At 39.7% G+C, this 11,889-nt stretch carries 9 protein-coding genes; 5 read left to right on the forward strand and 4 right to left on the reverse strand.

All coding sequences use genetic code 11. The annotated features are described in order from the left end of the window. The first annotated feature begins 301 nt into the window (after positions 1-301). The 3 genes from PVK79_RS10105 to PVK79_RS10115 all read left to right on the forward strand — a co-directional run bounded on the left by PVK79_RS10105 (position 302) and on the right by PVK79_RS10115 (position 7,409). Entirely contained in the window at positions 302-3,286 is a 2,985-nt protein-coding gene (locus PVK79_RS10105; protein ID WP_257326611.1) for a TonB-dependent receptor, read from the forward strand. A 158-nt stretch (positions 3,287-3,444) separates the two neighbouring features. Continuing rightward, positions 3,445-6,294, forward strand: coding sequence for a discoidin domain-containing protein (locus tag PVK79_RS10110; protein ID WP_182732275.1), 2,850 nt, complete (start codon positions 3,445-3,447; stop codon positions 6,292-6,294). Positions 6,295-6,410: 116 nt separating this feature from the next. Continuing rightward, the gene (locus PVK79_RS10115) at positions 6,411-7,409 is read left to right on the forward strand and encodes an isoaspartyl peptidase/L-asparaginase family protein (RefSeq protein ID WP_257326612.1); all 999 of its coding nucleotides are present in this window, start codon (positions 6,411-6,413) and stop codon (positions 7,407-7,409) included. A gap of 222 nt (positions 7,410-7,631) precedes the next feature. On the opposite strand, the gene minE is transcribed toward PVK79_RS10115, so the two are convergent. Genes minE through minC form a run of 3 tightly spaced genes read right to left on the reverse strand, consistent with a single transcriptional unit; the run spans position 7,632 to position 9,422 of the window. After that, entirely contained in the window at positions 7,632-7,901 is a 270-nt protein-coding gene (gene minE / locus PVK79_RS10120) for a cell division topological specificity factor MinE (RefSeq protein WP_145235646.1), read from the reverse strand. 1 nt (position 7,902) lies between these two features. Then, the gene (gene minD, locus PVK79_RS10125; protein WP_145235643.1) at positions 7,903-8,712 is read right to left on the reverse strand and encodes a septum site-determining protein MinD; all 810 of its coding nucleotides are present in this window, start codon (positions 8,710-8,712) and stop codon (positions 7,903-7,905) included. A 5-nt stretch (positions 8,713-8,717) separates the two neighbouring features. Further along, on the reverse strand, positions 8,718-9,422 hold the full coding sequence (minC, locus tag PVK79_RS10130) for a septum site-determining protein MinC (protein WP_145235640.1): 705 nt from the start codon (positions 9,420-9,422) through the stop codon (positions 8,718-8,720). A gap of 169 nt (positions 9,423-9,591) precedes the next feature. Between minC and PVK79_RS10135 the strand changes: the two genes are divergently transcribed. Continuing rightward, positions 9,592-9,873, forward strand: a complete 282-nt coding sequence (locus PVK79_RS10135) for a YcgL domain-containing protein (RefSeq protein WP_145235637.1) — start codon at positions 9,592-9,594, stop codon at positions 9,871-9,873. 4 nt (positions 9,874-9,877) lie between these two features. Beyond that, on the forward strand, positions 9,878-10,894 hold the full coding sequence (locus tag PVK79_RS10140; RefSeq protein WP_145236295.1) for a lytic murein transglycosylase: 1,017 nt from the start codon (positions 9,878-9,880) through the stop codon (positions 10,892-10,894). A 270-nt stretch (positions 10,895-11,164) separates the two neighbouring features. On the opposite strand, the gene PVK79_RS10145 is transcribed toward PVK79_RS10140, so the two are convergent. Then, complete coding sequence (locus PVK79_RS10145; protein ID WP_257326615.1) at positions 11,165-11,626, reverse strand: hypothetical protein; 462 nt, start codon at positions 11,624-11,626, stop codon at positions 11,165-11,167. Positions 11,627-11,889 lie beyond the last annotated feature (263 nt).

An 11,889-nucleotide genomic window follows, 5' to 3' on the forward strand; every position in this document is an offset into this window, starting at 1 on the left:
TTATTTTTGTTTTTTTACTTTTCATGAATATGGGAAGTGTTTTTATATGCCATTAATTTAAGTTGACGACTATAAACTAGCTCAGCACTAATTGGATCTTTTTTTAACCTTAACGCCGATTTTGTTCTAGAGGCAACCGAATTTCTATTATCACTTTCTTCGACAGAACCCTATTCTTGAAAAGCAGTTTAACAAGCTATTAACTCAGATATGAAACGCCTTAAAGTTTATTGGCACGGATTATCGTGGGTTTTAAGTTACTAAATACAATCAATAGCACACAATAATACTGGAGATAAACATGACCAATAATAATAACAGTCGTGAATCGGCGGGTCTTGCTCGGCGATTTAAGAAATCTGCATTGCTTCTAGCGGTGATGGCAAGCTGTAATGGCGCATACGCACAAGATCAACAAAATGAACAAGAAAGCGATCTAGAAGTAATAGAAGTCAGGGGGATTCGCGCCTCGATGGCAGAAAATTTAGCGATTAAGCGACTGTCCAATTCGATTGTTGATGCAATCACCGCAGAAGATATAGGTAAATTTCCAGATAAGAATGTGGCCGATTCTTTACAACGAGTACCTGGTGTTGTGATATCTCGCAGTGGTGGTGAAGGCGAGAATGTTAGTATTCGTGGGTTGTCATCTGATTTAACCCTCACTCAACTTAACGGTAATTTTATTGCTTCATCACCGGGTTCTCCATCTCGTTCTTTTAGCTATTCTTTACTGCCTTCGACTATGGTGCAATCGGTTGAAGTTTTTAAATCATCAGAAGCTCGCTTAGATGAAGGCGGTGTAGGTGGTACGGTTATTCTAAATAGTCGTACGCCATTGGATATGGATGCAAACTCTGGTGCATTTAATGTTGAATACACTTATGCTGATGTAACAAAAGAGTATGAGCCTAATTTTAGCGGTGTGTATTCTTGGAAAAATGAAGATGAAAACGTTGGCTTTTTACTCGGTTATACTAAGCAAGATCGTACTAACCGCTCTCTGACTGGAGATATGTCAGGCGGAGGTGGTTGGCGATGGGCAACGGGGAGCGAGCAGCCAGCAACTGATGTAAATGGCAATGAAATTACTGACAGTACTCGGCGTTTTGGGGCGTTAGAAGATGCGTATGGTAATTCCTATGATGGTGTGTGGGCACCGCAAGTTGCCGGTGTTGGCATTACTGAGGAAAAGCGCGAACGTGTTGGTGTGCAAGCGACAATGCAATGGCGACCAACAGATAATTTAGAGCTGACATTTAATCACTTTCACTTTGAATTAGGTCAAGATAGAACTACTTCACAACTGATGATCCCTGAATGGAAATATAACCCTGACTATTTAACCGGTGTAATACTTGATGAAACGGGCTCTATTGTTACTGGAATGGATTTCACCAGTGGTGCAGGCGGTAGTGAAGGCAATTTAGAGTTTCCTTGGATCATAGGTAGTTATACAAAAGAAAAAGATACTTCAGATACGTATGACTTTGCATTTGAATATGCAGGTGATGTCTTTGACCTTAAAGGCAAATTTGGTCGTACGAAGGCAAGCGGTGGGCCATCGGAGTCATTTAATGCAGCGTATAAAAGCGGTCAGCCTGGCAGTCGTAGTGATTCAGGAAAAAATGAAAATGCGGCATCGTTTGCAGGTTGGCGCTTAGGTGAACGTGTTTCTTTATATGCAGATCCAGCATTACTTGCGAATTTACAAGCAGGTATTGCAGGTGATCCTGATCCAGGGTCAACAGGCTCAAGTTTCATTGTCAGTGACTTAAAAGAAGACTATGGTCAACTTGATTTAGATTACCATGTTGCTTATGGCATAGTTGATACATTGCGTGTGGGAGTTAAGCATCGAAAAGCAAGTCTGCATCGGGAAACCAATAATACGTTTTTTATTACTCAAGATGGTGCCGATCGCATTGCTAGTGGGGAACTTGATCCATTCAGTCAAGGTGCAATAGATGAAGTTGCCTATCAGTGGATTGGTGGCATGCCAAACCTTGAGGATGTATTAAATAAAGAATCGGAACAAAATATTGCGGGTGGGTTTGAAGTTAATACTATGCCGAGTATTAATTGGCAGCAATATCGGGATATTGTTACTAATGGATATGTTAAATATACACGCCGTGAACCCGATTTTGTTTTTGATATTGAAGAAAAAATAACAGCTGCTTATCTTCAAGCTGATTTTTCGTTTGGTGATTTTCGCGGCAATGTCGGCGTTCGTTATGTAGAAACGCAAACACAAATTATGTCTTCAGACAAAATAAACTACTTTTTAGATGATATAAATGATGCGACCGGTGAAGATATTCTTGGTGATGAGCGTTTGGTTGATGTTGAAACTACCACATTACGCACTGTCAAAGATGACAGATTCCTACCTAGCTTAAATTTAGTCTGGGAAGCGAGTGATTCTCTGGTTATCAGAGCCGCAGCTGCCAAAACTATGTCACGCGCACCTTTTAATGATTTAGGTGCACCGGAACAATTAACCTTCATATCACAAGAGTGGGCTGACGACCGACTCGAATTTAGAGGTAACCCAGTTGATCAAGGTTGGAGTGGATCGGGTGGTAATAAAGCATTACAGCCATTTGAATCTGTGCAACTCGATTTATCAGCTGAATATTATTATGGAAATGGTTCAGCGGTTGGCATCGCATTATTTAATAAGGACGTTGATAATTTCATAGTGCCTTTGATCATTACTTCAGAACGTCCATTCGATGGTTTTACAAATCCTTTTACTGGCGTTGAAATTGTTCCAGCTGGAGACATCACAGTAACACCATTTACCACCACTGCAAATGGTACTAATGCCACTTCTCGCGGAATCGAATTATTTGCTCAACATGCTTTTGATAATGGTTTTGGTATCAATGCTAACTATACCCTCAATGATACTAATCAAGCTGATGTCAGTGTTGATGGTGAAAAAGTAGGTGAATCAGCCTTAGTGGGCAGTGCCGATGATCAATTCAACTTTTCAGCTTACTTTGAAGACGATAACTACAGTGTTCGGGCATCTTATAACCGCCGTGGGAAAATGGCCTTAGGATTAGCTGATGGCTTAACTGTATCCCAAGAACCTTATCAACAAGTTGATTTAAATGCGTCATACAGCGTGATGGAAAATTTAGTGCTCTCGGCATCGGTTATTAATTTAACAAAAGAAGAGTCACGAACATTCTATGGTGATGATAGTAAAGCGCGACTTCGCAGTAGCAGCTATAGCGGTCGCCGGTATTATGCTGGACTAACCTATCGGTTTTAATTGTTAAGGTTTGGCTAAAACGTTTTATCAACAGGCTAACTAAGCACTTGTTAAAAAGAGTTTTTACGTACTCAGTGACAAGTTATAACCGTTTAATAAAACAAAATGAATACGGTTAGTTAGCGTGTTATCAACAGCTGATTTTAAAAGGCAAAATTATGAATACACTAAATATATTTAAACTTGTAGGGACCTCACTTTTAACTGCAAGTTTACTTAGCGCATGTGGTGGATCAAGTAATGACCCAAAAGTAGATAATGTACCAGTAACACCTGATGTTACACATGCTGAAATTGCAGGGACAATAATCAAAGGTGTTTTATCAAATGCAGATATCGCCGTTACTGCGCTCAATGGTAGTAATTTAACAATAAACAGTGCCAGCAATACCGATCAAGAGGGCCGCTTTTTTATTGAATTAAGCAGTGAGGCAGGTTTTGGGATCAATTCCACCGTAAAACTTAATATTTCAACCACGGATAGTTCTACAATGCAATGTGATGCGCTGCGCTGTGGTGATGCTGAATTTACACAATTAACCAGTGGTGCAGCAATTGCTGGGAGTGTATTTTCAACGTTAGGGCAATTAACGGTACCTTATGGCAATGATGCCGATGGTGTTGCAGACACAACTTTGCAAGCCAACGCATTAACAACTTTGGCGACTCAACTTGTAGAGCAACAAATTGCTGATGGTCGAAATGTATCAACTGCAGAGTTAATGGCATTAGCACAGGCGCAAATGTCTGCGTTGTTGTTGCGAACTATGGGTTGGCAAACGGGCAATACTAATGTTTTTAACATGGCAGTGATAAGTGCTGACAAGCTCGACAACTTCATACTAGGTGAAAGTTGTGAAGAAAATGATAGCGCAGAACAAGTATGCTCAACGCAATATGCAGATGAGGCAATAATTAAACTATCGTTGTTAAATGCTTCTTTTGCACAGTTTAGTGAATCTGATAATTTAAAATCAGTGATGGATAATGCGCAGCAGAATATTAGGGCTGCACTAAACGATGACGCAGATGCGCTAGCTGCCTTTCGTCAGCGTATTTATGATGCCATTAGCAGTCATCCTCTAACCACTGAACTAGGCTTAACTGCAGATTCGATAGTTGATCTGTCATTACCGCTTTTTGATGAAGCATTATCAACAGGCCCACTTCAAGAAATCACCACACAAGAGAACTTAACTGGTGCAGTATTTACAGCTAGAAACGCAATTAGTGATGCTGAAAGTGCAGCTAAAGCCTTTGATAATAACCTAGATACTAAATGGCTTGATCATAATGATTGGTTGGGGGCACCAAGTGAAGCATCACCTTCATGGATACAAGTTGATTTTGCAAAGCCACAGGCTGTAAATAGTGTATTCATTACCAGTGCTAACGATGCGCCAGAGCGAGACCCAGAGAATTTTACCATATTGGGGTCTAATGATGGTGGAAAAAGTTGGTTTGAGCTTGCAAATATTATTGGTGCATCATTCGAGGATCGGCTTTCTCGCCAAGAATTTAGCTTCGTTAATGGACAAAAGTACCTTAGTTATCGAGTTAATATTACAAAAAATAAAAACAATGATGGGTTAGTGCAAGTTTCGGACATTCAGATGGTAGGCCCTGTTTTTACAAGTGTTGATCATACTGATATTACCAGCGGTACTACCAGTGCTAGTAATAGTATTGGGGATGCAGAAAATGCAGATAAAGCATTTGATAATGACCCTACAACAAAGTGGTTAGATCACAATGATTGGCAGGGGGCTCCAACTGAAGACAAGCCATCATGGATACAGATGGACTTTGTAAGTCCTGTAGCCGTGGATCAGTTAGTAATTGTCAGTGCTAATGATGCGCCTGAACGTGACCCAGAAAACTTTGCTTTACTAGCTTCTAACGATGATGGCACCACGTGGCAAAAACTTGCAACTTGGGTAGGAGAATCATTCGACTCTAGAGCACAGCGCAGAGCGTTTTCTTTTTCTAATCAACTAGCATTTAGTAGTTATCGTTTAGAAGTGACCAAAAATAAGAATAATGATGGTTTATTACAAATAGCTGATATCGATTTAATTGGCCCTGAATTGCCAGGAGAAGATCATAGTAAAGTTGCAGGAGCAAGCTACAGCGCACGTAATAGTATCAGTGATAGTGAAGGTGCAGCGCAAGCATTTGATAATAATGTAAATACCAAATGGCTTGATCATAACGATTGGCAGGGACCACCAACTAATGCTGATCCAGCTTGGTTGCAAGTTATTTTACCGCAAGCAAAAGCAGTTAATACACTGACACTCACAAGTGCAAGCGATGCCCCTGAGCGCGATCCTGAATCATTTACTTTAATGGCATCGATGGATGGTGAAAACTGGTTGGATATCGGTGCATGGGTCGGCGAAAGTTTTGATCAGCGCCTAGAAAAAAGAACGTTTCCTGTGGCAAATACACTCGCGTATAGCCACTACCGACTTGCTGTAACTAAAAATGCCAATAATGATGGTTTAGTTCAAATTGCCGAAGTTGGTTTAATTGGTCCTGACTATGCTTTTAAAGATCTAACTTCACTTACCGGTAGTGTATTTAGTGCCCGCTTTAGTATTGGTGATGCAGAAAGTGCAGATAAAGCATTTGATGGTGATATACAGACCAAATGGCTGGATCATAATGATTGGCAAGGAGCGCCAACAGAAGAAAATCCAGCATGGATTCAAGTTGATTTTAGTGATCCGCAAACGGTCAGCGGTCTTGCAATAACTAGCGCCAATGATGCACCTGAACGAGACCCTGAGAACTTTAGTTTATTAGGTTCAAATGATGGAGGCCAAACCTGGACTGTTGTTTCATCATGGTTAGGCGAAAGCTGGGATGAGCGTTTGCAACGTCGTTCATTTGAATTCAATAATGGTTTTGCTTTTTTAAGCTATCGTCTTAGCATTAGCAAAAATGCAAATAATGACGGATTACTACAAATTGCCGAAATCGAGTTACTCGGATTAGAAAAATAGTTTTAATTACTTACAGGTCAGAGGGCTATCCCTCTGGCCTTATTTTTAATGATTCTGAGTGGGACTTTAAATAAAGCTGCAACGATATTACTAAAATGAATAACTAGGATTTAGTCATGAATAGTAAAAGACAATTTTTAAGACAATCGATAACCGCTTTACTAGCCGTAGGAGCGAGTACACTGACGGCAAAAGTATTGGCTCAAAAACAGGTCGTTAATAAATCAATTAAAAGCTTAAATTCGCAACTTAAACCCATAGTGGTCTCAACGTGGCAACATGGTATAGCGGCTAATAAAGCCGCGTGGCAGGTACTTGCTGAGCATGGTAAAGCCATTGATGCTGTGGAAGCCGGTGTGCGAATTCCTGAAGCAGACCCGAATGTGATGACAGTAGGATATGGTGGTTACCCTGACAGAGAAGGCAACGTTACTCTCGATGCCTGCATTATGGATGAAAATCAAAACTGTGGCGCAGTTGCATTTTTACAACATATTAAGCATCCAATCTCGGTTGCCCGGTTAGTGATGGATAACACCCCGCATGTGATGTTAGTAGGTGAGGGGGCGCTGCAATTTGCTAAATCACAAGGGTTTATAGAAGAAAACTTATTAACTCCGCAAGCCAAAAAGGCCTGGCAAGATTGGCTGGTGGAATCAAAATATGCGCCCGTGATCAATATTGAAAATCACGACACAATCGGCATGTTAGCGCTAGATAGTAGTGGTGATTTATCTGGGGCGTGTACCACTAGTGGCGCGGCCTTTAAAATGTCAGGCAGAGTAGGTGATTCGCCCATTATAGGAGCCGGTTTGTACGTTGATAATGAAGTCGGTGCTGCAACGGCAACGGGCATGGGCGAGTTAATGATAAAAACGGTAGGCTGCCATTTAGTCGTTGAAATGATGCGCCAAGGTATGACACCTACTCAAGCGTGTAAGGCCGCAGTTGAGCGAATTGCCCATAAGCTGGGTGATTATAAACAGTTTCAAGTCGGTTTTTTAGCCTTGAGTAAATCTGGTGAATATGGCTCTTATTGTATTCAACCTGGTTTTAATTATGCAGTTACCTCAAAGGCAGGAAGTAAATTACTTGATTCGGCGAGTATTCTTTAAGTGCCGAATTAAAGAGTTTAAATAATGCGTGGTATTTTTTTAAATATGTGCAGCAAACTATAGAACTTTATTTATCATAATGTCCTTTGATTGATACCTATAGCTAGACTAACAATCAACGACTGAGCTTTTTGTAACAGGCAATGATGTTGAACAGGAGTAATTTGAACATTAAATAAAGTAATAAAATGTGAAAAGGGCGCTGTAATAGCGCCCTTTTAGTTATTTCTTTTCTTTCTCTTCGTCAGGTAAAGTGACGTTGAGCTCTAATACCGCTAAGTCATCTTCGTTTTGATCGAATTGGACTTGAACCGCGTCATTACTGATGTTGACGTATTTACGGATAACATCAAGAATATCCTGTTTTAATTGTGGTAAGTAATCAGGTGTACCACGCTGTGAGCGCTCATGCGCAACAATGATCTGCAATCGCTCTTTTGCTAGTGACGCTGTATTTTTCTTTTCTGAGCGGAAGTAGTCAAGTAGTGACACGTTAACCTCCAAATATCCGTTTGAACAAACCTTTCTTTTCTACATCTAAGAAGCGAAATTCGACTGTTTCACCTAATAAGCGATTAATTGCATCGGCATAAGCTTGCCCAGCATCAGACTCTGTATCTAATATAACTGGCTGGCCTGAGTTTGATGCACTTAATACCGCTTGTGATTCAGGTATTACACCTAACAATTCGATAGAAAGAATATCTTGCACATCTTCAACTGACAGCATTTCACCTTTAGCTACTCGCTCTGGGTTATAACGAGTCAGTAATAAATGTTCTTTTATGTTTTCAAGCCCTTCTTCAGCACGTTTAGATTTGCTATGCAAAATACCTAAAATACGGTCTGAATCGCGAACTGATGATACTTCAGGGTTCGTTGTTACAATTGCTTCATCAGCAAAGTACATCGCCATCATAGCGCCGGCTTCAATCCCTGCTGGCGAATCACAGACGATATAATCAAAGTCTTTTTTCAGCTCGTTTAATACGCGTTCAACACCTTCGCGAGTTAAAGCATCTTTATCACGGGTTTGTGAAGCAGGTAATAAAAATAATTTATCTACCCGTTTATCTTTGATAAGTGCTTGATTTAAATTTGCTTCACCGTTTATAACGTTAACAAAATCATAGACAACGCGACGTTCACAGCCCATGATCAAATCAAGGTTACGTAAACCGATATCAAAATCTATAATGACTGTTTTATAGCCCTTAAGTGCTAAACCTGTGCCAATTGCAGCACTTGATGTAGTTTTACCTACACCACCTTTACCTGACGTAACGACAATGACTTTTGCCATAAGATTTATCCTTTAACCAAAGCTGAAATTTCTAATGATTCATTTTTTTGTTGGATTTGTGCAGCGTTGCCCCAGAACTCACCTTGCAGAGAATCGCTGATCCAGTAGTTGCCATTGATAGAAACAAGTTCTGCTTCTAATTTTTGGCAAAAAATACGTGCTTCGTTGTAACCTTGTGCGCCTGCTATTGCGCGACCACGTAATGTGCCATAAATATGTACATTGCCATCAGCAATCACTTCTGCACCATGGCTTACCGCACCAATAACGATTAGGTCACGGTCTTTAGCATACACTTGTTGACCAGAGCGCACTGTGCCATTGATAACTTGGGCAGGTAAGTAAACTGTTTTCTCAACAATTGAAGTATTACTCTGCTTTGTAACAGGTTCACTCTTAACGTCTTGTGAATAATTTAAAACTGAGAGCCCAGCGGCTTTGGCTTGCGTATGTTGCTCATCAGAGCCATTACAGACTCCAACAGCATTAAAGTTCATTCGTTCTAATAAAGACTTTAGATGAACAAAATCAACAAGATTATTTTTTATCTCAATTAAATTAACAACAATAGGAGCACCCTCAAAAAAACGAGGGGCTTGGGCAATTTTTATATACAGTTGCTCAGCTAACAGGTTTATATCAGTACTATAAAGATGTAAAACTGATAACGTAAAAAGATTCCCTTTTAGCTCAAAAGTTTGGTCCGACATACACGCTCAATTGAATAGTGTGATCAGAAATCAATTTTAGATAAACGCAGGCTGAATAAGGCCTGTGTTTATATGGATAAGGTGAAATTTCTAATCTAATTTTTCTAACTTATTATGACTCTCATGTTATAGTGTGCAGCACTGTTAAGCAAGATTTTATAGGGTCATAATGCTGACTGCGGTATATAAAAGTAAGAAAAAAGCGGATACCTTCCTTTTTGTAGAAAAAAGAGATGATTTTAGCAAGGTACCGGAACCTTTAATGGCTATGTTCGGTCAACCTCATTACGTAATGTTAATTAATTTAGCAAAACGAACGCATTTAGGCGGGGCTGATTTAAGTTTGGTTGAGAAATCATTAACTGATGTCGGGTTTTATCTCCAGTTACCGCCACCTGAAGCTAACTTACTAGCTGAGCATAGAAAACAAAATGGAGTTGATAGTGACTAAACATATAATGACTAAATTGGCTGCAATTTTATGTAGTGCCTGTATCAGTACATCGGCACTGGCCAAGACCCAAGCACAATTTGATGAATATGTTGCAGGTTTAAAACAAGAAGCAGCACAAAAAGGCTACGATAGTCAATTAATTGAAGATGCTTTCGCTACAGCACACTTTAAAGAAAAGGTAATTTCTGCTGATAAAAATCAGCCTGAAGTTAAAGAAACCTTAGAGACTTACTTACCAAAGCGTGTGCCACAATGGAAAATTGACCGCGCACGTAAACTATACGCTGAAAATAAAGATATTTTAGAACAAATTGCAGCCGAGTACGGCGTGCAAGCACGCTTTATTGTTGCGTTATGGGGCCTTGAAAGTAATTTTGGTAAAATCCAAGGCGGTCACAACGTTATTTCATCGGTAGTCACGCTGGCTTTTGATGGCCGTCGCGAAACTATGTATAAAAACCAATTATGGGCCGCGCTTGACATTCTAAAGGAAGGGCACATTACTTTAGATAAATTCAAAGGTTCATGGGCAGGTGCAATGGGGCAAACGCAGTTTATGCCAACCTCATTTAATGCCTACGCGGTAGATTATGATAAAGATGGTCGAAAAGATATTTGGACCACCCAAGTTGATGCCTTTGCATCAATAGCTAACTATTTAAAGCAAGCTGGCTGGAATAGTGATCTTACTTGGGGTCGTCAAATTAAGTTACCACAAAGCTTCGAACCTAGCTATGTATTGCAACGTGGCACTAAAACACGTACTCAATGGTTAGAGTTTTGGGCTGATTCAGAGCGTTCGTTAGCTGATTGGCAAGCTTTAGGTGTACGTAAAATGGATGGTACTGATTTACCAGCCGTAGATGTAACGGCGGCATTGGTTATGCCTGATGATATGAATGGCCGTATGTATTTAGCTTATGATAATTACAAAGCGTTAATGCATTGGAATCGCTCATATTACTTTGCCACCAGTGTTGGTTACTTGTCTGATCGCATTGGTTACCCAGCGATTTAATAAGTAATTAGGTGCTAGGCTCTAGGTAATTAGGTACTAGGGCGTTTACAGAAAGCGCGAGTTTATCTCGCGCTTTGCTTTGTAAAAAATGTATAAACTTGCAAGGGTCGGTAGGCTTTAAGTTGTATGTCCGGAGTTAAACTTGACTGCGTAGGTTGGGTAGAGTGCAGCGAAACCCAACGAAAAATCCTCTGTAAACCTGAACTAAAAAACTGCATTAATTAATAAGCGTTATATTTATTCTGTGTTGTGTTTAAAAGCTTGTTATAACTACTTTTTCACCAGTTTCAAATTATAAAAATTATCTCTGATAAACTTATAAAGCCTTAAATTTGGCCCATGTTCTATTAAATCTTTAATAGGTAAAGTCCATTCATCAAAACCTTTCATTTTAATAACCAATATGTGCATCTCAGCTTCCTCTGCATTACTACCTGCGACAGCACGCTTATGGCCAATTTCATAACGCATGGATTCTAGTCGGTCTTTATAAATAACATCAGTACCGAACACACCATCTCGAATATGTAGTTTCCCTTTGCTAATCCATGCTGCCGGCTTTGTTCCATTCTTAAACCAAAAGGTGAATGAAGCTAAGTAGCAAAGAGTAATAATTGATAATGAATACACCCATTCCAACCCAAGCTCTGCAAGTAAAAGTACCACGAAAATCATTGGTGATAGAGAGGCTAAAAATATCTGAAAATAATCTCGATTTCGAGGTAATATCATAATTAAATTTAACACCATTCCTTAGATAGTCTAGCGGCTCAACCTTCCTATTCGGGTAATTGGCAACACACTAATTATTTTAAATCGTGATAATTCCAGCAATAACTACTTTTGTAAACAGTTAATTAAACTAACGGGCATTATGGCTCGTAAGTTCCGTAAAACGACGTAACAATGTTATTGGACAAATCACATCCAGATTATTTAAAAAGCTAAACTTTAGCTTTACAGATATTTACTGGTTGTTTTGATGTCTGAAGACA

Source organism: Pseudoalteromonas rhizosphaerae (assembly GCF_028885455.1).
Lineage (GTDB): Bacteria > Pseudomonadota > Gammaproteobacteria > Enterobacterales > Alteromonadaceae > Pseudoalteromonas > Pseudoalteromonas rhizosphaerae.